The following is a 26,759-nucleotide window of genomic DNA, read 5'->3' as shown; positions in this document are numbered from 1 at the left end:
ACGAGGAAAGAAAAGGTAGTGGAATGATAAAAGATATATTACATCTTAAGGCTCCGGGAAACTGGATAAATGACGCTAATGGCTTTATCTATTATCAAGGAAAATATCACCTGTTCTATCAGCATTTCCCCTACGCTCCTGTGTGGGGGACAATGCATTGGGGACATGCGGTCAGTGATGATTTGGTTCACTGGGAGCATAAGGAGGTTGCCCTCTTCCCTACGAAGGACTATGACAGAAACGGGGTATTTTCAGGCAGTGCCATAGAAAAAGACGGAATGCTGTATCTGTATTATTCGGCGGTGCGGTATCTGAAGGAAGATCCGGAAAACATACATCTGTGTCCGGGAGAAACGTTCGAAACCAGTCAGGCGATGATGATTTCTCCGGATGGGTACCAGTTCGACAACTGGGGGGATAAACGGCAGATTATTCCGGTAAGTACAGATATGGCAATCGCTGATGCTGTCCATACGAGAGATCCGAAGGTGTGGAAAAGCGGCGATACTTATTATATGATTCTGGGGAGCACCTTTGAAGGGAAGTATGGACGGGTGCTGTTCTACAAGAGCAGAGATGCCGGGACATGGACCTATGTGAACCAGTGCCGGGATGAAGCCTTCGGGAAAATACTGGAATGTCCTGATATTTTCAAGGCGGGAGAAGGCTATGTGTTTATTGGTTCTCCTATGGGTATTCTGGAAGATGGTCTGGAATATGCCCATCAATCCATATGTGTACCGGTGGATTTTGAGGAGGAAAGCTGTGAGCTTGAACTGTTACAACCCAGTCAATTTGTGGATTACGGACTGGATTTGTACGCACCCCAGACGACTCTTGATAAAGATGGCAGGCGGGTCATGATTGCGTGGATGCGGATGCCTTATGCAGTCGATGCACCGGACAGGAATCCATGGAAGGGCATGATGTGTCTTCCGAGGGTAGTGGAAGAAGAGGCGGGGCACATTTATTTCCGCGTGCACCCAGAGACAGAGCAGTATTTTAGTAAAGTAGTGCTGCAAAGGGAAGAGATAGATTATCAGAAGCCCTTTCGGATAAAGACCGTGTTAAAAGAAGGAGATATGCTGGATATCGGCGGATACTGTATCAAAGCTGAGAACGATTGCATTCACACAGACAGACGCAGAGTATTTGCAAGAAAAGATTACGGCAGGGATACAAAAGAGGCAGAGCAGTACCGCATGACAAGCAGTACGCCCCCCCTTTGCGGACGGTATGAGCTTGATATCTTTGCAGAGCCTAATCTAATTGAGGTGTTCGTGAACCAGGGGCAGTATGTGGTAAGTAATGTGGTTTATGGCTTGGAAAGGGGGATAAGCGGCCCTGTGGAACAGCTATTCCAGGCGGAAACAGGCAGGGAGTGAAGCAATGGGGAAAAAAGAAGATATTTTTCAAAACAGAATGGCAAAGCACCATGACGAGCTGCGCTGGCTCTATATGGAGCTGTACCAAAATGGGGATATGTTCGCAGAGCTGTGCACACAGATGTACAAATATTATAAAATGCGCAGTCAGAAACTCCACAATCGTGACGAAAGGCGGCTTTGCGAGCCGGACTGGTTCAAAAAACCCCATATGCTTGGCATGATGCTATACATTGATAATTTTGCAGGCAATTTTAAGGGGGTGCAGGGAAAGCTTGACTATCTGAAAGAATGTAATGTGAACTGCCTGCACCTGATGCCGTTCCTTGACACACCAGCGGGGCGTTCGGACGGGGGATATGCGGTGGCTGATTTCCGGAAGGTGAGACCGGAGCTTGGTACGATGCAAGATCTGACCGAACTTACCGATGCGTGCCATGCAAAGGGAATAAACGTATGTATGGATTTTGTTATGAATCATACGTCCGAGGATCACGAGTGGGCAATAAGAGCCAGACAAGGGGATGGGGAATATAGGAGCCGCTACTTTTTTTACGACAGCTATGAGATACCGAGACAGTATGAACGGACAGTACCCCAGGTGTTTCCGACTACCGCGCCGGGTAACTTTACCTATCTCCCGGAGCAAAATGCCCATGTGCTGACGACATTTTATCCTTATCAGTGGGATTTGAACTACCGCAACTCAAGAGTGTTCAATGAGATGATGTACAATTTTCTATATCTGGCAAACTGCGGTATTGATGTGGTGCGCATTGATGCGGTTCCATATATCTGGAAGGAACTGGGGACTGCCTGCCGTAACCTTCCCCAGGTGCATACGATAGTGCGCATGATGCGTATCATCAGCGAGATCGTCTGCCCCAGCGTTATTTTGCTGGGTGAGGTTGTAATGGAACCGGAAAAGGTAGTACCGTATTTTGGAACAGTAGAAAAACCGGAGTGCCATATGCTGTATAATGTGACCACGATGGCTACTACATGGAACAGTGTGGCGGTCGGTGATATCCGGCTTTTGAGAAAGCAGTTGGATACCGTCAACAGTCTGCCCAAAGAATATACCTTTTTGAACTATCTAAGGTGTCACGATGATATAGGCTGGGGACTTGACTATGATACTTTAAAATGGTGGGGAATGAAAGAGGCACCGCACAAACGGTTTCTGAATGATTATTTCACCGGCAGGTTCTGTGGAAGCGTAAGCAGAGGGGAGCTGTACAATGATGATCCGGTCACACAAGATGCAAGATTCTGCGGAACAACAGCTTCTATGTGCGGAATAGAGAGTGCGGGATTTGAGGAGGATGCTGTCAGGCTAAAAGCAGCGGTTCAGTTGGACATCATGCTCCACGCTTACATGATGACACAGACGGGGATTCCGATGCTCTACAGCGGAGATGAGGTTGGTCAGGTCAATGACTACAGTTATAAAGATGATCCGCTGAAATCCATGGATTCCCGTTATGTGCATCGTGGAAAATTCCGCTGGGATCTTGCCGGGCTTCGTAAGGACGGGACTGCGGTGGAAGGGCAGATATTTCAGGCACTTCTCAGGCTCGAACGGATTCGCGGGAGGGAGAAGGTATTTTCCCAAGATGCAGACGTATATACATACGATGTAAAAGACAATGGGGTTCTTTGCATAATGAGGGAGACAGAAGAAGAAAGGTTTTTTGGGATTTTTAACTTCAGCAGTCAGAGGAGGACGGCATGGATGCAGGAGGACGGCATGTACATTGATTTATTTACTGGAGAAAACCGGCAGATGAGGGATGTCTGGCTTCCGGCCCATGGATTTGTGTGGGCGAAGAGATGCAGCAGAGAGGAGCAAGTGCAATGACAACAGTTCGTACAGTGACAGCAGCATTAGAAAAAGACTGGTGGAAGCGGGCGGTAATCTATCAGATATACCCCCGCAGTTTTAAAGACAGTGACGGAGACGGAATCGGAGATCTGCAGGGAATCATCAGCAAACTGGACTATCTGGCCGATCTTGGTATCGATGCCGTATGGCTTTCCCCGGTGTGCCGTTCTCCCCAGGATGATAATGGATATGACATCTCGAATTATCAGGATATTGATCCTATGTTCGGGACGCTTGCGGATATGGAGGAGCTGATCGCCGAGGCCGGAAAACGGGGTATTAAAATCCTTTTGGATCTGGTGCTCAATCATACGTCAGATGAGCACTTTTGGTTCAGGGAAGCGCGAAAGGGCAGGGATAACCCGTATCATGACTATTATGTATGGCGTGACGGTGTAAAAAGTCAGCCTCCCAACGAGATGCAGGCGGCCTTCGGCGGCTCAGCATGGGAGTGGGTGCCAGAGCTTTCTCAGTATTACTTCCACCAGTTCTCTGTAAAACAGCCGGATTTAAATTGGGAGAATCCGCAGGTGCGACAGGAGATCTATGACATGATTCTCTGGTGGATGAAAAAAGGGGTAGGGGGATTTCGGCTCGATGTTATCGATCAAATAGCCAAGGAGCCGGATTACCTGATAACAGGAAATGGGCCGAGACTTCATGAATTTATCCGTGAACTGAGCCGTGAGACTTTCCGGAAGGGTAATCTGATTACCGTAGGGGAGGCCTGGGGCGCAGATGTGGAGCGGGCAAAGCTCTACAGCAATCCGGACGGAAGCGAGTTTTCCATGGTATTTCAGTTCGAACACATGGGAATCGACCAGCAGGAGGGAAAAGAGAAATGGGATCTTGCACCATTTTCACTGGTTAAATTCAAGGAAATTATGGAGAAATGGCAGACAGGACTGTACGGATGCGGCTGGAACAGCCTGTTCTGGGAAAACCATGACTTGCCGAGAATAATCTCCCGTTGGGGGAATGACGGGGTGTACCGCAGCCAGTCCGCGAAAATGCTTGCCATTGTGCTTCACGGAATGCAGGGAACACCTTACATCTATCAGGGTGAAGAGATTGGCATGAAAAATGTACAGTATGAGTACGGGGAATACCGGGACATAGAGACGATCAACATGTATAAAGAACGGCTGGCAAAGGGTTTTTCCAAAGCGGATATTATGGATTCCATCCATGCCAGAAGCCGGGACAATGCCAGAACACCAATGCAGTGGAACGACGGAATGAATGCCGGATTTAGCTGTGGAATTCCTTGGATAAAGGTGAATCCTGATTATACGGAGGTCAATGTAAAACAGCAGATGGAGGATGAGAATTCGGTATACTACTGCTATAAGAAACTAATTAGATTGAGAAAGAAATATCCGGTGTTTGTAGACGGCGAGTTTGAACTGCTTGAAAAGGACGATGAGCGGATTTTTGCGTATACGAGGAGCTGTGAGGGAGGCAAAATACTGGTGTATGCGAACTTTAGCTGTGAGGAAGCGGCGTTTGCCCTGCCGGAGAAGTGGCGGGAGGCTGAGACGCTTATCTTCAATGAGCGCAGTGGGATAAACGGTGTGCTTGGGGCGTACGAGGCCGGCATATTGTACAGGCGATTCCCCGCAGATGAAAAGCGTGCTGATTTTGGCAGCAATTGTTTTGACAGTAAGGACGCATCATCTGCGGAAAACTTTTTCATATAGAAAGACCGCTGGTACAGCAGGTTACGTTAGCGGCATTTGCTTCCTGTAATCTTGTGCAGAGCAGTAACCGATATGGCGCCGGTTATATCTATATTTCTGACAGATTCCGGATACGTCAGATTGAAGGATACTGCAGCGCTGTCTTCGATGACGGGGATGGTGAAACTTCCGGATGCAGAAGCATTACGTGACGCAGAGCCGGTTGGAGCAAAAAATGAGTATAATAGCTTAAGGGATCCATTTATTTTAGGAGTAATCTGCATAAAACTATCAGCCTCTGGTGTTGCTAAAAAAATAAAATCTATGAGATATAAATATCCTGGTTCTAATATTATTTTAGTATCCATTAAAGATATCTGTTTACCCTCTTGGAACAGAGTCATCATGGACAGATCAGTATTAGAAGACGGGTTAGATTGGACTCCATACTGCGCATAGGAACACAGTTCCTGCGGTTTGCCGGAACTGCAGTGACACTCGTTATAACACATATATATTTCCTCTTTTTAATAAAGTGTATGTGATAAAAACAAAATTGTTACGGATAAGCATATTCAGGCACCGTGTCTAAAAGGCGGAACATTATTGACGAAAATCCTGCTGTCTGTTAGTATAGAGATACGGAATGCGGGCGTACCTGCAATGATCCGGATAAAACAGTTTGATCAAACTGGCTGCTAAGATGATTTTGCGTACAACTTCATCATAAGGCGGCCGGAAGTGACTCTGTTTTGTCCGGTTTTTTTGTTTAGGGGCAGGTGACAGGCCTGGAATCCGCACTATTTTTGAACAGAGATATGAAAACAAAGAGAGAGAACAGGTGTATGACTATGAATTTACATTTTGTGCCGGTTAATCCGGCAATCAGAAGAGATGTGGAGAGCTTACGGACTTTACCGGAACAGACCGGGTTTATTGAGAGTGTCAGCGATTGTATGAAAGAGGCGGACGAGAGCCCAAAGTGGAGGCCGGTGGGTATCTATGACGGTAATATGCTGGTAGGGTTTGCTATGTATGGCTGCTTCCAAATTTCTAAACGGGAGGGTGAAGTATGGCTGGATCGTATCCTGATAGATGGAAAACATCAGGGCAGGGGGTATGGAAGGGAGGCCGTCTCGGCTTTGCTGAAACGGCTGCACCAAGAATATGGAAAAAAACAGGTGTATCTGAGCGTATATGAGAGCAATACGGCTGCAATACACCTGTATAAGCAGCTTGGGTTTCAGTTCAATGGAAAATGTGATACTAAGGGTGAGAAAATAATGGTGTATACTGGTTTTTGCAGGTAAACTATAGCTGCAGAAGATAAGTGCCGGAGCGGTGTCTTACGCTCTGTCATTATCCCGGGCTTCTTGCTCTGCGGCTAACTGCTGACCGCAGGGAGTCGTGCATAATCCGCCATGGCAGGTACAACGCAATTCAGAGGGTAATTGCCGTCCTACGCGAAATAGTGTCTCCGCAGTCTGATCCAGAGGAATCAGGGGATTAAAACCGCCCAGAATCATATTAGCGGATACCACGGCGTTTGCCGCGGACATGGCATTTCGGTTAATGCATGGGATCTGCACTAATCCCGCTACCGGATCACATATGGTGCCAAGAATATTCTGTACGGCACAGGATGCGGCCTGACACATCTGTTCGGAGGTACCGCCCATAATGTATACCAGTCCGGCTGCTGCCATACCGGAAGCGGCTCCCGGTTCAACCTGGCAGCCGTATAATTCCGCAGAGTAATTACAATCTTTGCTCATGACAATACCTATGATGGATGTAACAAACATAGCACGGATTTTTTCTTCTGTGGAGAGTCCCAGATGGTTGGCAACGCCCAGCACAGCTCCGGGGAAGACTCCGGCTGACCCCCCGGTGGGGGCACAGAGAACAACTCCCATGGCGCTGCTGTATTCCATAGTAGCCATGGCCCAGGGAACGGCTGTGTTTAATACGCCCATATCCAGCGCTTTTGAATCTTTTTTTATATAGTTCTCAACATTGCCTGCAGTGGGGGAGATGATGCCGCGCATATCAATCTCGCCCTTCAGGGCCTCTTTTGCACTGTGTTCCATGGTATCCACAACATATTTCATATAATCCCATACCTGCTGCCTGCTCCAGCCGCTGCGGACCATTTCGTACTCCACAGCCAGTTCCCACAGCTCCTTGCCCTCGGAGCGTGATAATGCTAACATTTCCTCTGCACTTGCAAATGGGAGTTTGCAGTGCCGGTTAGAAGGAACGGCCAGGACAGGCTCCATCATAATGACTTCAGAGACAGAGGGTATTTTTTTAATTTGCTCCAGAACCTGTTCCTTTAACGGAGTCCGGTATTTCAGATTAATCAGCCCGCGTTCTTCGCGGGCGGATATGCTGCTTCCTTCATCCCTGTCATTCAATGCCTGTATGTAGGTGCAGATGTGCCCAAGCTCAGCAGTATCGCAATCTGCTCTCACAATGAGTTCGTAGCAGTCCCCTGTGATGGATACGTCGAAGTCATCAATTTTTAACAGTTTTACAGTGCCTCCCCCGGTGGAATCGGAATGTACAATAACCTGTTTTCCTTCTGAATTTTCCAAAGTGATATGTGAAATATTGGGTACAATAGCAGGAAAATCCTGTATTTCGAAACGGACTTCCACACCAGCTTTTTCAGCTTCCCCAAATGCATTGCGAAGCCTGGGATCCTCAGGACGTCTGCCCAGTAGACCATTCACATACCCCATATCAGAGCGCTGCCCCTTGTACATCATAGTGTAAGCTCCTTCTCTAGCGAAAGCCACAGTAGCCTTTTTCAAAGTTCCCGGAAGAAGCTGCTGTGCCAGAAAACCAATGCGTGAAGGCCCGCAGGTGTGCGAGCTGGAAGGCCCAATCATAGTGGGGCCGACAATATCATTAAAAATACTTGGACTTTGGCGCTGCATAAAAACCCTCCTTAAAATTTTATAAATATAAAAATTATTTTATGATTAGGTGTATTATAAAATGCAGTCTCAATTAAAGTCAACAGATTTTTTTACAATCGTAAAAAATTATACTTGTAATGTATTTGTGAAAAATGATATGATTTTGTCGTCGGTATAAAAATACAGATACAAAAGGAGAACAGGTTTATGGGAGAAGGGATAGGAACAAGGGTGCGGAATCTGCGCAAAAGGCGGGGAGTGACACTCACAGAGCTGGGACATGAGACTGGGCTTTCCCCTGCTTTTATCAGTAATCTGGAAAGAAATCTCTGCAGTCCTACGCTTGATAATATTCAGCGTATCTGCGCCGCTTTAGATATAGAACTTGTGAAATTGCTGGATGATAAGAATTGGGGGGAGAATGTAATTCGTGCTCAGGACAGAAAAGTTGTTTTTGAGCAGAAGGGCCAGATTCGCTATGAATCCATCAATTTTGGCCCGGAGAGACTGGACGGACTTCTGATTGTTGTGGAGCCCCGCTGCGAATATAAGAAGGAATGGACCCATGCTTATGATGAGATCGGATTCGTGTTAGAAGGAGAATTGACGATATCTCTGGATGAACAGCAGTTTGTGCTTCATAAGGGCGATGCTTTTTATGTAGATTCCAGGAAAAAGCACAGCCTCAGTAATCTTTCGGAAGTACCCTGTTCAAGCCTGTGGATAAAACAGATTACAAATTTTCATTAAAAGGTGCAAAGGCTGATTTAGATGCCTGCGCACTTTTTTTATTGCCGGAATCGAGGACAGGTGGTAAGAGGAATATTGGATGCTCTGTACAGTACTTTGGGTTTTATATTTGTAAAAAAGATTGGCTAAATTTTTTTATATATAAAAATTTATTTATATGCATTATACTTCACCGGTATAGAGCTGACATCCAAAGACTTGCATGAATAGTTACCGGGCACGAGTAAAGAGTAACCATGAATTCACAGGGAGAACTGTGAGGAGTTTGCCAGTTGAAAACAAACTCCTGTTCTGGTAAAATGGTATCAGTGAAGAAAATTAAGAAGGAAAGCAGGCGTCCATCAGTGACAGAGAACAGAATCTACGTATGTATTGATTTGAAGTCCTTTTATGCCTCGGTAGAATGCGTGGAGAGAGGGCTGGATCCTATGAAGGCCCAACTTGTGGTGGCGGATCCGGAGCGTACGGAAAAGACAATCTGCCTGGCAGTCTCACCCGCTATGAAAGCTTTGGGTGTACCGGGCAGATGCAGAGTATTTCAGATTCCGGCAGGAATTGACTATATCATGGCACCGCCCAGAATGCAGCTCTATATTGATTATTCTGCCGAGATCTACGGTATTTATCTGAAGTACATCGCAAAAGAGGATATTCATATTTATTCTATTGATGAGGTTTTTATGGATGTTACAGACTATTTGTCTATGTACCAGATGACGGCAAAGGATCTGAGCATAAAGATTATGCAGGATATATTGGTCACCACAGGGATTACTGCAACTGCGGGAATCGGCAGCAACCTTTATCTGGCCAAGATTGCCCTGGATATCACGGCAAAGCATGCGGAGGATCACATCGGGGTTTTAGATGAGGTGATATACCGGGAGACTTTATGGACCCACAGGCCGCTTACGGACTTTTGGAGAATCGGGACAGGGATAGCAAACCGGCTAAAGCGGGCTGGTATCTTTACCATGGAGCAGGCGGCAAAGGCCGATGAGGCCATGCTGTACAAAATGTTCGGGGTTGACGCGGAGCTTCTCATAGACCATGCATGGGGGCGGGAACCCGTTACCATGGCTGACATCAAAGCGTATCGGACAAAAGAGAACTGTATATCAAGCGGACAGGTGCTTCCCTGTGACTATACCTATCAGGATGCGATACTGGTTGTGAAGGAAATGGCTGATATGCTCTCTCTGGAGCTTGTGGATAAAGGGCTTGTGACGGATTCCATTACCCTGCATGTGGGATACAGCAGCCGGTTACAGAAGAAATCCGCACATGGGACAGCTTCTATGACAGTTACAACCAGTTCCGCAAAGCAGATAATCGCATCTGCAATGAAGCTGTACGGGCGGATTGTGGATCGGTCTGCACCCATTCACAGGATAAATCTTACTTTCAACCATGTGGTGGACGAGAGGTATCAGCAGTATGACTTGTTTACGGATCCGGCAGAGCTGGAGCGGGAACATAAAATGCAGGAAGCTATGCTTAACATCAAAGAAAAATATGGGAAGAATGCGATTCTAAAAGGCATGAACCTTCAGGAGGGAGCGACTGCTATGGAGCGTAACCGGCAGATAGGAGGGCATAAAAGTGGTATCTAAAATGAGCAGAGAGGAAAGGGCAAAGCAGTTTATGCCGTTTGCCGCCCTGAAAGGCTATCCCGATGCCCTGCGCAGGAAAGAAAAGGTAGTGCTGCCAAAGGGAAAGCTGTCGGAAGACTATCAGGAAGAGCTGGATCGAAAACTGAGGCAGGTGCATAAAAATGACATTATAACAGTTGTATATTTCTGTCAAAATGAATATATCAAACTGACAGGGATGGTATCCAGAATTGATGAGACGGCAAGAGTACTAAAAATTGTAAATACTAAGATTTCATTTGATGATTTGTATGATATTACCGAGATTTCAGGGGAGTCGTAGAAGATACTGTGATATTAGAAAAGTCGGGAGAAAGGAGAATTGGAAGATGAATGAATTTATAACACCTCCAAATCATGTGAACTTTAAAGCAAAAAGGCTGTTTGGAGAAATGGGACAGATCATAGACGGTTCGGTGGCTTATGTTGATTTGAACGGCGGTGGCCCTATACAGCGTCATACACATGAACATACATGTTAGCGAAACATGTATAAAAGTACTTGACTTTGAGTTAACTCCAGGGAGTATCCTGTAGAAAAGCTAAGGAATGGATGTACTACATACAGAGACTGCACTTTAAAGAAAAGGCTGTGGTCAGGACTAGACATTCATTTGAACTTATATCACAGAAAGGGGTACTGTAAAATGATATATAAGGATTTTCAGGATTTGAAATTGTCAGCATTAGGAATGGGGGCCATGCGGCTTCCTGTTATTGACGGCGATGATGCCAGGATCGATGAGTGTGCAGTTTCAGAGATGGTAAGCTATGCCATGGAACATGGTATTAACTATTATGACACCGCATGGGGATATCACAATGGGAACTCGGAAAGGGTTATGGGAAAAGTGCTGAGTGACTATCCCCGGGATAGCTATTATCTTGCCACCAAATTTCCAGGATATGATCTTTCTAATATGGATAAGGTGGAAGAGATTTTTGAGCAGCAGCTTGAAAAATGCGGTGTGGAGTATTTTGACTTTTACTTGTTTCACAATGTCTGTGAGATGAATATTGATGCTTATCTGAATGAGACTTACGGCATTTTTTCGTATCTGATGGAGCAGAAAGAAAAAGGCCGCATCCGTCATCTTGGATTTTCTGCCCATGGAAGCTGTGAGGTGATGAAGCGTTTCCTGGAAGCATACGGGGAACATATGGAATTCTGTCAGATACAGCTGAATTATCTGGATTGGTCTTTCCAGAATGCCAAAGCTAAGGTAGAGCTATTGAACCAATATGAAATTCCTGTTTGGGTTATGGAGCCTCTTCGGGGCGGCCGTTTGGCGTCTCTTAAAGAAGCCCATGCCGTCACATTAAAAGAACTTCGCCCTAATGAGGATATGCCTGCCTGGGCGTTCCGTTTTCTTCAGACCTTGCCGGAGGTTACTGTAGTGCTCTCAGGAATGTCCAGCTTTGAGCAGCTTCAGGAAAATATCAGGACCTTTGCGTCCCATAAGCCTTTGGACAAAAAAGAGATGGATGCCCTACTTCAGGTGGCGGATCGTATGGTGAAAGATATCGCACTTCCCTGTACGGGATGCCGGTACTGTACGAGCCATTGTCCTCAGGAACTGGATATTCCTTCCCTTCTTGAGTTATATAATGAGCATTGTTTCACCGGGGGAGGATTTATCGCCCCTATGGCTCTGATGGCGGTTCCTGAAGAAAAACAGCCGGGTGCCTGCGTCGGATGCAGAAGCTGTGAGGAAGTCTGTCCCCAGCAGATAAAGATTTCAGAGGCCATGGCCGACTTCGCAGCAAAACTAAACGGGTAATTTCAGACAGAGGGGCAGGGGTCTGTTCAACTTGTGCTGGCAGTTTTGGTACAGACAGAGTAGAATAAAAGGAAAAGTAAAATCGAAGGAGGAAACCCGGGATGAGATACCGCCAATTGGGAAATACTGGTCTTGAGGTCAGTGAGATCGGTCTGGGTGCGGAATGGCTGGAGCGCCATAATGCCGAGGAAGTAAAAGAAGTGATAGAATGCTGTGAAAAGCAGGGGATTAATATATTGGACTGCTGGATGGCAGAGCCTAAGGTTCGCTCCAACATTGGAGCAGCTATAGAGGGAAAACGAGATCGATGGATTATTCAGGGGCATCTGGGGTCCACATGGCAGGACGGACAGTATGTGCGTACCCGGGACATGGAAAAAGTAAAAGAGGCATTTTGTGATTTGCTGACGCGCCTGCGAACAGACTATGTGGATCTTGGTATGATACATTTTGTAGATGAGGCGGCAGAGTTTGAACAGATAATGACAGGCCCTTTTATAGAATATGTCCGGGAGCTGAACCAGAAGGGAATCATCCGCCATATTGGAATGAGCACCCATAATCCGGATGTTGCGAAACTGGCAGCTGAAAGCGGGGAGATTGAGATGATTTTATTCAGCATTAACCCGGCCTTTGACCTGCTGCCTGCCACAGAAGATATGAATGAGTATTTTGCGGAAACCTATGACGAAGCTTTAAAGGGAATTGCACCGGAAAGAGAAGCACTGTACCGGATCTGTGAGGAACGGGGAATCGGCATTACGGTTATGAAAGGATACGCCGGCGGCCGTCTCTTCTCTGCTCAGACGTCTCCCTTCGGAGTGGCTCTTACTCCGGTTCAATGTCTTCATTATGCGCTGACCAGACCGGCTGTGGCCAGTGTGATGGTGGGATATGACACGCCGGAGCATGTGGCGGCTGCAGTGGCCTATGAGACTGCCGCTGAGGAAGAAAAAGATTACGCAACTGTTCTGGCAAATGCCCCCCGCCATGCCTATTCAGGTCAGTGTACCTACTGTGGACACTGTGCCCCCTGCCCCGCAGGGATCGATATTGCTATGGTTAATAAGCTTTACGATCTGGCAGTTATGCAAGAGGAGGTGCCTTCCGCCGTGCGTGCCCATTACATAGGCCTTACCGCCGGCGGAGGAGATTGTATCGGCTGCGGAGGCTGTGAGGAGCGCTGTCCCTTTGGAGTACACGTAGTGGAACGGATGGAAAAGGCAGATATTCTGTTTCAGCAGGGGGCTTACAGATAACACAGCAAAAAAAGTCGAGAAGAAAATGACGGGATAAGGTATGATAGCCACATCAGGAGGTGAACAGATGATGGAACAGACTTTGGCAGTTCAGAGAATGCAGGACTACATTGAAAGACATTTAGAAGAAACCATTACACTGGCAGATCTGGCAAAGGCGTCTATGTTCTCGCCCTGGTACTCCTACCGCCTGTTCCGGGAGTATACGAATTATACTCCGGCAGATTACATCAGGAGATTAAAGCTGTCCAAATCAGCTTTGCGGTTGAGGGATGAAGATGCCAAGGTGATTGATGTGGCTTTTGATTTAGGCTTTCAAAGCGCGGAAGGATATCAGAGAGCCTTTTTCCGAGAATTCGGGTGCAATCCCGGTGAATATGCCAGACATCCGGTTCCTTTGTATCTGTTCGTTCCCTATGGAGTTTTATACAACGAGATTCGAAAGGAGAACAGAAAAATGGCAGAGGTAAAAAATGTATACATTCATATGGTTCATAAGCCGGAAAGAAAGGCCTTGATTAAAAGAGGAAAAACAGCCACAGAATACTTTACGTACTGTGAGGAAGTGGGATGTGATGTATGGGGACTGCTTACCAGCATAAAGTCCATCGGCGGAGAACCGGTATGTCTTTGGCTTCCGGAGAGAATGCGCAGACCGGGTACCTCCGAGTATGTGCAGGGAGTAGAAGTGCCCATGGATTACCACGGAGAAGTTCCGGAGGGATTTGATGTACTGGAGCTTCCGGAGGCAGAGTATGTGGTGTTTCAGGGAGAACCCTTTGCGGAGGAGGATTACTGCCAGGCGATCGAAGAAGTCCAGGAGGCCATTAAAAAATATCAGCCGGCCGTCGCAGGATATCAGTGGGATACCGGGAATCCCCGCATCCAGCTGGAACCCATCGGTACAAGAGGATATATTGAAATGCTTCCCGTAAAAAGCAGCACGCAGCCATAATGTAAACAGGAGCAACAGGGTATTGATATTCCCCGTTGCTCCTGCTGCATTCCCGGGACATCAGGAGTGATTCTCGTGTCTGTGTGAAGGATAATACATAAAGGCGGGGTGGACAACACAGAGAGAGGGGATTATACTGATTATAATATATGAATAACGTTTGGAGGCGTTTTTATGGTGAACAGGACAGATTTTTATTATTTCAGTCCCACGGGAGGGACAAAAAAGGTGGGTGAAGCTTTCTGCAAAGCAATTTCAGGGGAGGTGATGGATCATAATCTGGGCCTCAGGGAGAAGGAGCCAGCCAATCCGGCCGGAGAACTGGCAGTATTTGCAGCACCGGTTTTTGGAGGAAGGATACCGGCCCTCGTCGCAGATAAGATAAAGGCACTGGACGGAAGCGGTAAGAAGGCAGTTACGTTTGTTGTCTATGGTACCAGGGCATATGAGGATGCGCTGCTGGAACTGAATCAGGCGGTTTCCCATCAGGGATTCCAGATTGCGGCTTCGGGAGCATGCATTGCTCAGCACTCAATGGCACCCGATGTAGGAAAGGGCAGACCGGATGAAAAGGACGTTTCTGAAATCACCGGGTTTGCCAAACGAGTAGAAAGCAAGCTGGACAATCGGAGCCGTACAGAGATTACGGTTCCCGGAAATCAGCCTTATAAAGAGGCAATGACGATCCCAGCCCCGCCCATATCCCTGGAAACCTGCAGCCTGTGCGGCAAATGCGAAGAGGTCTGTCCTACAGCTGCGATTACAGTGAATGAGGGGCACATTGCCACAGATCCAAATACCTGTATTCTCTGTATGGCCTGTACCGCAGTCTGTCCCAATCAGTCCCGAATTCTGCCCCCTCCCCTGCAGGAGCGCATGGAGCAGATGCTGGGAGCACTGAAGGACGTGCGGCGGGAGAATGAATTTTTTATCCTGTAAGTACATAAGACTGCAGATAAAAAACAGGAAATCTGTTGACAACGGGTGAAAGATAGCTTATAATCAAAAAAAATTAAAATGAAAAAGAGGTAGTGTATGTTACTTGTGGTTATAATGGAGAATACAGCTAATTAAATAGTTGTGAGGGTATAACAGATTCCGTCAGGAGGTTTGTTGCGCCCTTTTATCTGCCTTATACAATGCTAACATACATTTTGCAGAACTCTGTATATAAAATGAACGGAAAAAAAGCATGGCTCTATGGCTGTGCTTTTTTATGTCTGTTTCATTATACAACAAATCTGTGTGCCGCGGGAGTCGTATGTCTGATAAGGCGATACTTCCGCGGCTTTATTTTTACAAAAACAAGAAAGGCAAGAGAAAGGTGAGTCATATGACAGACACAGAAAGATTACTTGAGTTCCATAAAATAAAAGAAAAACTAACAGAACTGGCATGTACAGACAAAGCCAAAGAAAAGATACAGAGTTTAACACCCTACTTATCAGAGACAAAAGTAAAAGCAAAGTTACGAGAGACCACAGAGGCAAAGGTTATGATAGAAACATGCGGTAATCCGCCTCTGACAGCTCTGCAGGGGATTGAAGCATGGATTAAACTGGCAGAACAAGGGGGATGCCTGACTCCGGAGCAGCTGGAGGCTATTGCGCTTACCTTTTCCGCTGTGAAAAGAATGAAGGATTACCTGAACAGAGGAAAAGCCTATGAAATAGGGATGGCTTACTATGAGGAGAATCTGGAACCTCTGGATGAAATCAGGGAGGAACTGAACCAGAAGATCAGAGGGGGGAAAATAGATGACTATGCCTCTAAGCGGCTGAAAACACTGAGAGAAGCCATTGAGCGGACAGATGCAAAAATGCATGAAAAAGCCGATTCTGTGATAAAGGCTAATAAGCAGTATATGGCGGACAGCTTCAGTACTGTAAGAAACGGGCGGCTGTGCATTCCGGTAAAAAAAGAGTATAAATTCAGAATCAGCGGTTCTGTGATTGACAAATCTTCCACTGGCAATACCTTATTCATAGAACCATCTACTGTGGCTAAATTATATGAGCAGATGCAGGAGCTAAGAATTGATGAGGAAAATGAAGAGATCAGGATCTTATACACGTTAACCGCAATGCTGTCAGATAAGGCCGGGGTAATCCAACAAAACAGCCATACCATTGAGAAGCTGGATTTTATGTTTGCCAAGGCAAAATTGAGTATAGAATATGACGGAATCCCTCCCGAAATTAATACGGAGCGGTATATACGGCTGAGGAACGCGAGACATCCGCTTATGGACAGGAAAGTGAATGTTCCTCTTAATTTTGAGATAGGAAAAGGAGTAAACGGTGTAATTATCACAGGGCCGAATACAGGAGGAAAGACAGTTGCCATCAAGACAGTTGCTCTTACCTGTATGATGGCTCAGTGCGGACTCCATGTGACTTGTGAGAAGGCAGAAATATGTATGAACAATGCCTTTTTATGTGACATCGGGGATGGACAGAATCTGTCGGAAAACCTGTCCACGTTCTCCGCCCATATTACGAATGTGCTGAATATCCTGCGGACTGTGAGCCGGGACAGCCTGGTTATCATGGATGAATTGGGTTCTGGCACGGACCCTGCGGAGGGAATGGGAATTGCCATCGCAATTCTGGAAGAATTGAAAAGAAGCGGCGCCCTTTTCTTAGTTACCACCCACTATCCGGAGGTAAAAGAATATGCAAAACAGGAGTCGGGGATCGTAAATGCCAGGATGACCTTTGACAAAGAAAGTCTGAAGCCTTTATACCAGCTGGTCATCGGCGAGGCTGGGGAGAGCTGTGCCTTTTATATTGCAGGCAAGCTGGGAATGCCGGAACGTATGCTAAAAAGAGCTGCAAAGGCAGCCTATGCAGAAACCTTTGACGCCCGGTGGGGCGGTATCACCGGAGGGGAAGAATTCCAAAAGACGTCCCATCCCAGGATTCAGAAAACAAAAAAAGTATCCCGCCAGGAGAATGCTATGAAATATCAGTTAGGGGACAGTGTTATGGTTTTCCCCGATAAAAAGATTGGCATTGTGTGTCAGACAGCCAATGAAAAAGGGGTCCTGCGGGTACAGATGCAGGACAAAAAAATATGGATCAGCCATAAACGAATCAAGCTGCAGGTGGCAGCCCAGCAGCTTTATCCGGAGGATTATGATTTTTCTATTATCTTTGACAGCGTGGAAAAGAGAAAAGCCCGGCATCAGATGGAGAGAAAATATGTAGACACAGAACTGGTGTATGATGAATCCTAGCAGCAGCTTCCAGATTCAGAATGCGGATAGAATTCTAGCAGGAAAAGTGTTAAAATAAAAGGTAAGACGCTGGCTGCGAACTGAGAAAACAGGAGATGAAAGGGATATAAAATGACAAAATTATTGCTCATTGAAGATGATGATGCCATTTCCTTTGGTATTTCGTCGGCATTAAAGAAAAAAGGTTATCAGGTGACTGCCTGTTCCTCGATGGAACAGGCAAAAAGCCTGCTTTCAGGGGGGTATCAGCTGATTCTGCTGGATCTGAATCTGCCGGATGGAAGCGGATATGAGCTCTGCCGATGGGTGAAGCAGCGTATGGATATTCCGGTTATATTTCTGACTGTTCGGGATGAAGTGAGGGATATTACAAAAGGTCTGGATATGGGAGCGGATGATTATATCACGAAGCCATTCAATATTTCGGTATTGGAATCCCGTATCGGAGCTGTTCTCAGGCGGGTATCGGCACATCGTGAAGTCGTTCTTACTTGCGGTGCACTTTCACTTGACAGAGAGCGGATGCAGGCGGTTCTGGAAGGGGAAGAGATTGGTTTAACCGCACTGGAGTACCGGCTTCTTTTGGTATTGATGGAAAATAAGGGAAGGACACTGCCAAGAAGACTGATCTTGGAAAAACTTTGGGACGCAGAGGGGAACTTTGTAAATGATAACACCCTCACGGTTACCATAAAACGTCTGAGAGAGAAACTGGGAAATACGGAGTATATTGTAACGGTCAGGGGAATTGGCTACCGTTTGGAGGAAAACAGATGACGGAGACTGGGGGTAAAGCTTTTGCAAAGGCAATTATCGTTTGGCTGATAGTAGGATTGGCGGCGGGAAGTATTTCCGCTGTTTTTTTAACAGCTCATGAATACCGGGAAGCTGCCGGTCTGACAGGAGCCGTACTGGAGAGCAATTCTGTGGCAGAGGGTCTCAAGGGTAAATCAGACGAGGATGTCCAAAGAGGTGAAGAATATCTGAAAAAATACGGATACCGTCCCTATGGAAATCTGGAACATAATCTGCTGTTTGCCTGGGGCATACACGCTCTGATCTTCGCGGCGGCAGGGGGATGCCTTTATGCCCACAGAGTGAAGAGACGGCGTATGCGGAGAAAAAGGATCAGGGAACTGACAGAATATCTGCAGGCAGTGAACCGGGGGGAGGCGGGCGCCCTTTCCAGGACGGAGGATGAGTTCTCCCGCCTGGAGGATGAGAGCTATAAGACGGTGATGGAACTGGCCTGTACAAAGGAGAAGGCAGTGAAGGAACATGAGGTCTTATCAGAGCGGATTGCGGATATTGCCCATCAGCTGAAGACGCCTCTTACGTCTATGTCGCTGATGACGGAACTTCTGGAAGAGTATCAGACAGAGGAGGCGGCCGGATATATGGCACATCTGAAGCGCCAGGTGGGCCGTCTGACCCGTCTGGTGAATGGTTTGCTCACGCTGGCCAGGCTGGATTCCCATGTGATTCAGTTTCAGCAAAGCCGTGTGGAGGCCCTGGAGCTTATCAAAAACGCGGCTGAACCCCTTCGGGAAATTCTGGAAAGGGAGAACATAACCCTGGAGATCACACCGAAAGGCGAGGACGATGTCTTTTTTTCGACAGATGAACAGTGGACAGGGGAGGCCCTGCTTAATATTCTGAAAAACTGTATAGAGCACACGCCCAGGAGGGGGAGGATCTGCGTCAATTACCATAAGAATCCACTGTATACTGAGATTCAGGTGGAGGATGGAGGACGGGGATTTTCGAGAAAAGATCTCCCTCATCTCTTTGAGCGCTTTTACAGAGGGGAAGGAGCAGTTAAGGACAGTGCGGGAATTGGTCTGGCCCTGGCAAAGGCGATTGTAGAAAGCCAAAACGGACATATCCAGGCGGAGAATTCCCCCGCCGGACATGCCCGCTTTCGCCTGCGCTTTTATCCTGAACCTCATAGCAGTACGAAAGCAGACTGCTAAAGGGTATCGTTTTTAACAGCTGTAATGATAGTCTCTCTTTGAATTCTTCGTCCTCCTGCAATGTAGGCCCCCATGACAGCAGCCAGTATCAGAAGGGTATATCCCAGCAGGGCAAAGACAGGGGCATAAGGCAGGTACTGGGACAGGGAAATCTCATTGATTGAGAGGAATGTCCCCAGGATAGCAGCCTGAAAGGGCAGGCTTAACAGAACCGGCTTCAGACCCAGAGAGATACCTTCCAGATACAGCAGCCTCCAGAGCTGCCCGGGGGAGAGGCCTGCAGATTTCAGCATGGCGAACTCCCGGCTTCGAAGGCGGAGATTCCCAGAGATGCTGGCCCACACATTGGAGAGACCTATCAGGGCAAGGAGGCATGTGAGGCAGGATACAATGATACTCATGGCCAGACTGGAGTCTTCGCTCATCTTCTTTCTCATAGCCAAATCAGATACGACATAATCTCCGCTTCCGTAATATTTTGCCAGCACAGCCTCTGTCCTTTCAGAGGCTTTTTGGATCCGGGGATAGGAGACACTGCCGTCTTCGCTTGTAAGAAGGATGCCGGTAACGCTGCTGGAGGAAAACTGCCTTTTTTCACCGCAGGATGCACCAATTTTCAGAACATGCTCCATAGGCATGACGGCAATCAGTGTGAATCTGGAAAACCGCATTGCGGGAGAGGGCAGTTCATCTACCAGCGCTCCTGCGGTCAAAGCAAATTCATAGCTGCCGGTGTCCTCGTCATAAGCCTGTTCTGTAAATGGGATGCTCTGGCCTTCGGAGAGTTTCAGAAGATCTCTGTACACACTGGTTTTTCTGGTACTCACATTGGGGTCCTCGGTCTGATTGTAAATCAATGCTCTGGAAGCATCAGCAAAGTAAGGCGCAGGATCGATCTGAAGCCGGTTGCAGTAATCTCTGAAGCTGTCTTCCTCCAGTCCGATCAGGGTAGAAAAAATCCTGTATTTTCCATCACGCTCAATGGTAGAATATTTTTTCTCTGATACGATTTTGTCAAATCCCCCCAGATAGGTCTCCATATCGTCGGAGGCTTCCTGTTCTGTCACCCAGGTGGCACAGGCCAGAGTGTTGTAGATATCTGCCCTGGCGATGCCGGGAATATTCTTAACAGCATCCAGGGCTTCCTGCTCCGGAGGGCGTCCATCACTTATGGTAAAGGTGATATGCTGACTTCTGTCTGATTTTCCCTGATAGACAGCCTGAGCAGCCTTCTGGGCCGTAAGAATATACAGAAATCCGGTCAGAAGCAAAAAGGACAGGCACAGAGAGATAGTTGCAGTCCGGTAAGACCTCTTTCTGGCGGCCAGGGCATTGGCGGCCAGTTCTCCGATAATTCCAAAACGGCTGGTGATATGGCTTTTTCTCAGTCTCTTTCCTTTGATTTGGTCTCCCTGACGAAGAGCCTCCACAGGCATCATTTTAGCAACTTTTCTAGCAGGTATCCGCGCAGAAAGCCAGACCGTGATCCAGGACAGGAGTACAGCGGGAAGGATGGAGGGAATCCCAAAGGATGCCGCAATATCAGGCGAGGATCTTCCTACATCGTTAGTAGCATTGATCAGGGCGAATACTCCTGTATTTAGCACCCAGCCTGTGACCAGTCCCAGTGGCAGAGGAAGCAGCATGAGTATAAAACCTTCTGAGGTCACAGCGGACATAATTTGTCCGGGAGTGGCTCCTATGCCTGAAAGAGTGCCCAGCTGGGTTATTTTTTCACTGACAGAGAGCGCGAAGGCATTGTGAATCATCAGGACAAAAACCCCTACAATTAAAGCGGCTATTACGAGAAACATAAGTGGAACCGCAAAGGCCTCCAGTAGGGCTGAACTTTCTTTCAGCTCCGGAGGAAGGATGGCATAATGGGCCAGGAGCTTTGCATTATATTTCAGTGAATAGGATTCATATTCATCTTTCTCATATCCAATGGATTCTGCCAGCAAAGGGAGCTCCCGGTATGTACTGCGCATGGGATCAAACCGCAGATAAACGGTAATTTGATCGTCCGGAAGGAGGCTTTTCGTGTCCAGATAGGTAAGTCCGGTATAGGCGGGAACAGAGGAGGAGGTTGTTGCATCCAGCTTGCCCACAAGAGTATAGGATTTTGTGCCGCTTTGGCGGAAGCTTTCATTCTCATGATAGCCGGCTGTCTCCTGACATACCTTGCCTTCATACATTCGCTGTCCTACAGGAAGAGTAAGCGTATCTCCGAGGTTTGCTTCCGGATGGTCGTCAAAATATTGTTTTGAGAGAGCCAGCTCATTGTCTTTTCGGGGAATCCTTCCCTCCAGCAGTATGTTCTTTTCAGGCATGGATTCCCAGTATTCTTTATTGGCGCCCCGGGAGATAATGTAGTTGCGGCGGCCTCTGTCCCCAAGCTGTGCCACTTCCCAGGGACCCTTTACAAGCACGGCGGATACAGAGGCGTAATTGTCTATCTGTTCCAGGTCTCTGCCGTAAGTTGTGTCAAAAAGCTCCCCGTGCCAGTCTCCGTTCTCCAGCTTTGTCAGAGCCAGGGAATCCGTCCACATGGTGTATACAAATTCGCAGAAGCAGGACATCATGGCTGTCATAAGGTAAAGGGCAGCCATAATGGCAATGCTGGTGCGTTTATTTTGCCGGAGGGTATCCCAAACATATTCTCTTACTATTTTCATAAAGTCACCGCCTCATCATGGAGAAGCCTGCCGTCCTCAAGCGTAATGATACGATCCGCTTCCAGCGCAGTTTTTTCATCGTGGGTAATCAGCAGAACCGTCTGTCCGTACTGACGGTTGGATAACTTCAGAAGCTCTATGGTCTCCTCTGAATTCTTTCGGTCCAGATTACCGGTAGGTTCATCAGCCAGAAGGATGGCTGGCTGGTAGATAAGGCTTCTGGCGATTGCCGTCCTCTGCTGTTGTCCTCCGGATAGCTCCCGGGGCAGATGGGAGAGACGGTCTGAAAGTCCGAGGGCCTCCGTAATCTGATGAAAACGGTTCATATCAGGCTTTTGCCCGTCCAGAAGAATCGGAAGAAGTATATTCTTCTGAACATTCAGTGTGGGGATTAAGTTGTAAAATTGATATACCAGACCAACTTTTCTTCTGCGAAAGACTGCCAGCTGCTCCATGGAGAGCGTTGAAATATCTGTGTCCTCAATATAAATGTTTCCGCTGGTTGGCCGGTCAACGCCCCCCAGCATATGTAAAAGCGTAGATTTTCCAGAGCCGGAAGTGCCGACAATTGCAGTAAAACTGCCCTTCTCCAGGGACAGGCTGATATCATTCAGTGCAGTTACTTTATTAGAGCCACTGCCATAGGTTTTGGTCAGGTGGCTGCAGCGCAGTATTTCCATAAATAGTCTCCTTTCTGCTGCCATACGGCTGTGCCGCATGCAAGTCCTGAGGGTACATGCTGCTGGTTCCCTCTCGGTTTATTTGATGATACCATGATAGCCGTTTCAGGTGACAATAAAGTGACAAAATCCAGGATTTTATTAATTTCTCTGGAGAAGGGGAACCCCCGGTTAGGGATGGGAGTCTTTTGAAAAAGCCATTTTTCTGCCTCTTTTCTGGAGAAAAAAAGATAAATGAAATATCCCTGGGGGTGGCTTGTGCAGCTGCGGATTCTTAGTTATCCTGTAGAAAATTAAGAGCTTGCCCTTTGGGGTAAGGACAAAGTAAAGGAGTAAGGTATGAAAAAGAGAAGGAAAGCTATCTTAGCTCTCATATGTACAGCAGCTCTGCTGGCAGGATGTTCCGGTTCCGGAGACTCTGGTACAAAAGCAGCAAAGGACCAGCAGAAGGAAACACAGAGCAGTGAAAAAGAAAACACAGACGGCCGTGAGGAAGGGACTGAGGGGGGAGGAAAGACAGAAATTACGGTAGGATTCTCCAACGATACAGACAGCTGGGATCCCTGCAGCGGATTTGGATATGCAGGCTCTCCTCTGTTCAGCACTCTGGTAAAAGTAAACGGAAAAAACCAGCTGGAAAATGACCTGGCTACCGAATACAGTATGAGCGGGGACGGTCTGACCTGGACATTCAAAATCCGCGGCGACGTGAAGTTTACCAACGGCGAAAAGCTGGACGCCTCAGATGTTGCATTTACCTTTAATACTACAAAAGATAAGGCAACTTATGTGGATCTTACCATGCTGGAGAGCTGCAGGGCAGTAGATGAATCTACCGTTGAGTTTAAATTGAACAAACCTTGTGTTACTTTTATCTATACAGTGGCAGGGGCGGGTATCGTGCCAGAGGATACATATTCGGATTCCTTTGGTATGGAACCTATCGGCTCCGGACCCTATAAACTGACCCAGTGGGACAAAGGGCAGCAGTTTATTCTGGAAGCCAATGAAGATTACTATGGGGAACAGCCGAAGATAAAGAAGGCAGTCTTCCTTGTGCAGGAGGAGGATGCCAGATTTGTAGCTGCTCAGGCTGGAGAGGTAGATCTTGCGCTCACCTCGGCAACGCTGGCTGCCACAGAAATCGAAGGGATGAAGGTGGTGTCGGTTGAGTCAGTGGATAACCGGGGAATTACCTTTCCTATGCTGCCCGAAGAGGGAAAGACGACAGAGGATGGATATAAAATTGGCAATAATGTCACTTCGGACCTGGCAATCCGCAAGGCTATGAGTTACGGAATTGACAGAGAACAGATCATCGATGAGGCCCTAAATGGATTTGCAGAACCTGCGTACTCAGAATGTGACGGCCTGCCCTGGTGGAACGAGGAAGATGTCATTGAAACAGATATTGATTATGCAGTGCAGCAGTTGGAGGCAGCCGGCTGGAAGGATACCGACGGAGACGGGATCCGGGAAAAGGGCGATCTTAAGGCAGAATTTAACCTGATGTACTTTGCCGGGGATTCCATGAGACAGGCAGTGGCTATGTCCGTGGCGAATCAGGCAAAGGAGAAGCTGGGAATTGCAATCCATGTGGAAGGGGTCAGCGCCGACGATACAGTTAAGAGGATGTTCTCCGAGCCAATGATCATGGGATGGGGGTCAGACAGTCCAATGACTTCTTATATGCTTTTCCACAGCAGCAATGCGGGAAAGACAGACTTTTACAATCCTGAATTTTTCACTAGTGAAGTTGTGGACGGCTATCTGGACAAGGCCATGAACTCCAAAACAATGGAAGAGTCTCTGGAGTGGTGGAAGAAGGCCCAGTGGGACGGCACTACAGGAACTTCTATGAGAGGAGAGGCACCCTGGGCATTCTATGTGAATATGTCTCACCTTTATTACGTAAAAGAAGGACTTGATATAGGAGAACAGAGAATCCATGCTCACGGTGCAGCGTGGCCTCTGATAGCCAACCTTGCTGAGTGGGAATGGAAAGAATAACCAGAATCGGGGACGGGCGGATAACCGGTCCCCTTTTTGGGGCGCCCTGCTGAGGCAGGGACGGTCAGAAGGAGCAGAAGATGAACAGTAAAAGAATAGTAAAAAGCACCGGGCGGTATGCAATTCGCTTTGTGACTTTGCTTATCGCAATCAGCATCATAAGTTTTATCCTGGTAAGCTTGTCTCCGGTGGATCCGGTACAGCAGTATGTGGGCGCTGTACCGAATGTAAGTGAAGAGCAGAGAGAAAAAATTGCCGAATATTGGGGACTCAATGATCCCCCGGTAGAACGCTTCGCAATCTGGGCCAAATCTCTGCTGCACGGAGATTTTGGAACCTCCCTGATCTACCGCAGACCGGTACTTGATATCATCGGGGAAAAATTTGCGGCTTCCCTGGCGCTTATGCTGACCGCCTGGGTGTTTTCCGGTGTACTGGGATTTACCATAGGCTGCATAATGGGAGTTTACAATGGAAAGTGGCCGGACAGGATTCTCAAAAAAGTTTGCCTTACTATGTGCGCCATCCCCACATTTTGGATAGGAATCGTCTTTTTGATGGTGTTTTCTGTTAAATTGGGATGGTTTCCCATGGGAATGAGCGTGCCCAAAGGAGTTCCGGCGGATCAGGTGACTTTGCTCCAGCGCATTCACCACCTGATCCTGCCGGCACTTACCCTGAGCTTCCTGTCTTTTGCAAATGTGGCTCTGCATACCAGAGAGAAATTAGTGGACGTTCTGGAGAGTGACTATGTTCTTTTTGCAAAAGCCAGCGGAGAGTCTCATTTTAGTATCTGGAAACGGCACGGACTGAGAAACATCCTGCTTCCGGCAGTAACTATGCAGTTTGGCTCCTTTAGTGAGCTGTTCGGCGGTTCTGTGCTGGCAGAAACTGTATTCTCCTATCCGGGTCTGGGAGCGGCAGCTTCGGCTGCGGGAATGGGATCTGACATCCCCCTGCTTCTTGGAATTACGCTATTCAGCGCAGTATTTGTGTTTGTGGGAAATATGCTGGCCAATATCATCTATGGAATTGCAGATCCCCAGATAAGGGAGGGTTATGAACATGAAGAGTAGGACCGGAAGATTTCCTGTAAACAGGAGAACCAGAACCATACTGACCCTGATACTTATTTTTGCCTTTCTTTTTGGTATCTATCTGGCGGGAACTATTATGTCTGATGAGCTGATACAGGCAGATTTTTCCCAAAAAGGCTTAAAGCCCTCCTGGGAGCATCCTTTTGGCACCGATCTGTTAGGAAGAGATATGCTGGTGCGAACCATAAAAGGGCTGTCCATCAGCATTGTGGTGGGCACGGTGGCCTCCTCGGTAAGTGCGGTTATCGCACTGCTTGTAGGGGTGGCCGCAGCAACAGGATCCTCCAGACTGGATCATTTTATCAACTGGCTGATTGACTTGGTTATGGGTATACCTCATACAGTACTGCTCATATTAATATCCTTTGCCTGCGGGAAAGGACTGAGGGGAGTACTGATCGGAGTGGCTGTGACCCATTGGACCGGACTGGCCCGACTCATCAGAAGCGAAGTGCTGCAGATTCGTTCCCAGCAATATATCGAAGTGTCCAGAAGGCTGGGCCATAACAGCAGGTGGATAACCATACATCATATTCTTCCCCATATGATTCCTCAGTTCCTCATCGGATTAATCCTGATGTTTCCCCATGCCATTATGCATGAATCTTCCCTGACTTTTTTGGGATTCGGATTGTCGCCGGAGCAGCCGGCTATAGGAATTATCCTGTCGGAATCTATGAAATATCTGTCCACAGGCATGTGGTGGCTGGCTTTTTTCCCGGGCCTGATGCTGGTCATCGTGGTTTTGCTCTTTGACCGTCTGGGAGAGAACCTGAAAAAAATTGTAGATCCCTACAGTGCACATGAATAGGAGGC

Annotated in this window: 22 protein-coding genes; 19 read left to right on the top strand and 3 right to left on the bottom strand. The window is 47.5% G+C overall.

What is annotated here, in order from left to right; all coding sequences use genetic code 11:
- The first annotated feature begins 23 nt into the window (after window positions 1–23).
- The 5 genes from GKG41_RS15925 to GKG41_RS15905 all read left to right on the top strand — a co-directional run bounded on the left by GKG41_RS15925 (window position 24) and on the right by GKG41_RS15905 (window position 6,259).
- Complete coding sequence (locus GKG41_RS15925) at window positions 24–1,385, top strand: glycoside hydrolase family 32 protein (protein WP_154260423.1); 1,362 nt, start codon at window positions 24–26, stop codon at window positions 1,383–1,385.
- 4 nt (window positions 1,386–1,389) lie between these two features.
- On the top strand, window positions 1,390–3,246 hold the full coding sequence (locus tag GKG41_RS15920; protein ID WP_154260421.1) for an amylosucrase: 1,857 nt from the start codon (window positions 1,390–1,392) through the stop codon (window positions 3,244–3,246).
- Window positions 3,243–4,970, top strand: a complete 1,728-nt coding sequence (locus tag GKG41_RS15915; RefSeq protein ID WP_154260419.1) for an alpha-glucosidase — start codon at window positions 3,243–3,245, stop codon at window positions 4,968–4,970. The genes GKG41_RS15920 and GKG41_RS15915 overlap by 4 nt, the downstream gene beginning before the upstream one ends.
- Window positions 4,971–5,042: 72 nt before the next feature.
- On the top strand, window positions 5,043–5,408 hold the full coding sequence (locus GKG41_RS15910; protein WP_154260417.1) for a hypothetical protein: 366 nt from the start codon (window positions 5,043–5,045) through the stop codon (window positions 5,406–5,408).
- A 392-nt stretch (window positions 5,409–5,800) separates the two neighbouring features.
- Window positions 5,801–6,259 carry a GNAT family N-acetyltransferase gene (locus tag GKG41_RS15905; protein WP_154260415.1) on the top strand — a complete coding sequence of 153 codons (459 nt, stop codon included), beginning with the start codon at window positions 5,801–5,803 and terminating at the stop codon, window positions 6,257–6,259.
- A 36-nt stretch (window positions 6,260–6,295) separates the two neighbouring features.
- On the opposite strand, the gene GKG41_RS15900 is transcribed toward GKG41_RS15905, so the two are convergent.
- Window positions 6,296–7,891, bottom strand: a complete 1,596-nt coding sequence (locus GKG41_RS15900) for an L-serine ammonia-lyase, iron-sulfur-dependent, subunit alpha (RefSeq protein WP_154260413.1) — start codon at window positions 7,889–7,891, stop codon at window positions 6,296–6,298.
- Window positions 7,892–8,080: 189 nt separating this feature from the next.
- Here GKG41_RS15900 and GKG41_RS15895 point away from each other — a divergent pair, with 189 nt between their 5' ends.
- The 11 genes from GKG41_RS15895 (at window position 8,081) to GKG41_RS15845 (ending at window position 19,481) form a co-directional block, all read left to right on the top strand.
- On the top strand, window positions 8,081–8,623 hold the full coding sequence (locus GKG41_RS15895) for a cupin domain-containing protein (RefSeq protein WP_154260411.1): 543 nt from the start codon (window positions 8,081–8,083) through the stop codon (window positions 8,621–8,623).
- A gap of 344 nt (window positions 8,624–8,967) precedes the next feature.
- The gene (locus tag GKG41_RS15890; RefSeq protein ID WP_347563333.1) at window positions 8,968–10,236 is read left to right on the top strand and encodes a DNA repair protein; all 1,269 of its coding nucleotides are present in this window, start codon (window positions 8,968–8,970) and stop codon (window positions 10,234–10,236) included.
- Window positions 10,226–10,558: a YolD-like family protein gene (locus GKG41_RS15885; RefSeq protein WP_347563334.1), complete on the top strand. Its 333-nt coding sequence runs from the start codon at window positions 10,226–10,228 to the stop codon at window positions 10,556–10,558. The genes GKG41_RS15890 and GKG41_RS15885 overlap by 11 nt, the downstream gene beginning before the upstream one ends.
- 46 nt (window positions 10,559–10,604) lie before the next feature.
- Window positions 10,605–10,757 carry a hypothetical protein gene (locus tag GKG41_RS15880; protein ID WP_154260409.1) on the top strand — a complete coding sequence of 51 codons (153 nt, stop codon included), beginning with the start codon at window positions 10,605–10,607 and terminating at the stop codon, window positions 10,755–10,757.
- 165 nt (window positions 10,758–10,922) lie between these two features.
- Window positions 10,923–12,056, top strand: coding sequence for an aldo/keto reductase (locus GKG41_RS15875; protein ID WP_154260407.1), 1,134 nt, complete (start codon window positions 10,923–10,925; stop codon window positions 12,054–12,056).
- Window positions 12,057–12,157: 101 nt separating this feature from the next.
- On the top strand, window positions 12,158–13,315 hold the full coding sequence (locus GKG41_RS15870; protein WP_154260405.1) for an aldo/keto reductase: 1,158 nt from the start codon (window positions 12,158–12,160) through the stop codon (window positions 13,313–13,315).
- A 67-nt stretch (window positions 13,316–13,382) separates the two neighbouring features.
- A complete protein-coding gene (locus GKG41_RS15865) occupies window positions 13,383–14,270 on the top strand; it encodes an AraC family transcriptional regulator (protein WP_154260403.1) in 888 nt (295 codons plus the stop codon).
- A 174-nt stretch (window positions 14,271–14,444) separates the two neighbouring features.
- A complete protein-coding gene (locus GKG41_RS15860; RefSeq protein WP_154260401.1) occupies window positions 14,445–15,209 on the top strand; it encodes an EFR1 family ferrodoxin in 765 nt (254 codons plus the stop codon).
- Window positions 15,210–15,603: 394 nt separating this feature from the next.
- Complete coding sequence (locus GKG41_RS15855) at window positions 15,604–17,508, top strand: DNA mismatch repair protein MutS (RefSeq protein WP_154260399.1); 1,905 nt, start codon at window positions 15,604–15,606, stop codon at window positions 17,506–17,508.
- 111 nt (window positions 17,509–17,619) lie between these two features.
- Window positions 17,620–18,285 carry a response regulator transcription factor gene (locus tag GKG41_RS15850; RefSeq protein ID WP_154260397.1) on the top strand — a complete coding sequence of 222 codons (666 nt, stop codon included), beginning with the start codon at window positions 17,620–17,622 and terminating at the stop codon, window positions 18,283–18,285.
- Window positions 18,282–19,481, top strand: coding sequence for a HAMP domain-containing sensor histidine kinase (locus GKG41_RS15845; protein ID WP_154260395.1), 1,200 nt, complete (start codon window positions 18,282–18,284; stop codon window positions 19,479–19,481). The genes GKG41_RS15850 and GKG41_RS15845 overlap by 4 nt, the downstream gene beginning before the upstream one ends.
- Here the strand turns inward: GKG41_RS15845 and GKG41_RS15840 are convergent.
- On the bottom strand, window positions 19,478–22,156 hold the full coding sequence (locus GKG41_RS15840) for an FtsX-like permease family protein (protein WP_154260393.1): 2,679 nt from the start codon (window positions 22,154–22,156) through the stop codon (window positions 19,478–19,480). The two genes, GKG41_RS15845 and GKG41_RS15840, sit on opposite strands and share 4 nt — an antisense overlap.
- Window positions 22,153–22,836 (bottom strand): ABC transporter ATP-binding protein, encoded by a 684-nt coding sequence (locus GKG41_RS15835; protein ID WP_154260391.1) that lies wholly within the window; start codon window positions 22,834–22,836, stop codon window positions 22,153–22,155. The genes GKG41_RS15840 and GKG41_RS15835 overlap by 4 nt, the downstream gene beginning before the upstream one ends.
- 339 nt (window positions 22,837–23,175) lie before the next feature.
- Here GKG41_RS15835 and GKG41_RS15830 point away from each other — a divergent pair, with 339 nt between their 5' ends.
- The 3 genes from GKG41_RS15830 to GKG41_RS15820 all read left to right on the top strand — a co-directional run bounded on the left by GKG41_RS15830 (window position 23,176) and on the right by GKG41_RS15820 (window position 26,754).
- Window positions 23,176–24,846 carry an ABC transporter substrate-binding protein gene (locus GKG41_RS15830; protein ID WP_154260389.1) on the top strand — a complete coding sequence of 557 codons (1,671 nt, stop codon included), beginning with the start codon at window positions 23,176–23,178 and terminating at the stop codon, window positions 24,844–24,846.
- An 80-nt stretch (window positions 24,847–24,926) separates the two neighbouring features.
- A complete protein-coding gene (locus GKG41_RS15825) occupies window positions 24,927–25,922 on the top strand; it encodes an ABC transporter permease (RefSeq protein ID WP_154260387.1) in 996 nt (331 codons plus the stop codon).
- Window positions 25,912–26,754: an ABC transporter permease gene (locus GKG41_RS15820; protein WP_154260385.1), complete on the top strand. Its 843-nt coding sequence runs from the start codon at window positions 25,912–25,914 to the stop codon at window positions 26,752–26,754. Before GKG41_RS15825 ends, GKG41_RS15820 begins: the two co-directional genes overlap by 11 nt.
- Window positions 26,755–26,759: the final 5 nt, after the last annotated feature.

The organism is Lactonifactor sp. BIOML-A5, from assembly GCF_009677585.1.
In the GTDB taxonomy this organism is placed as follows: domain Bacteria; phylum Bacillota; class Clostridia; order Lachnospirales; family Lachnospiraceae; genus Lactonifactor.
The sequence above is the reverse complement of the archived record's forward strand: the minus strand, read 5'-3'. Positions and strand labels throughout refer to the sequence as shown.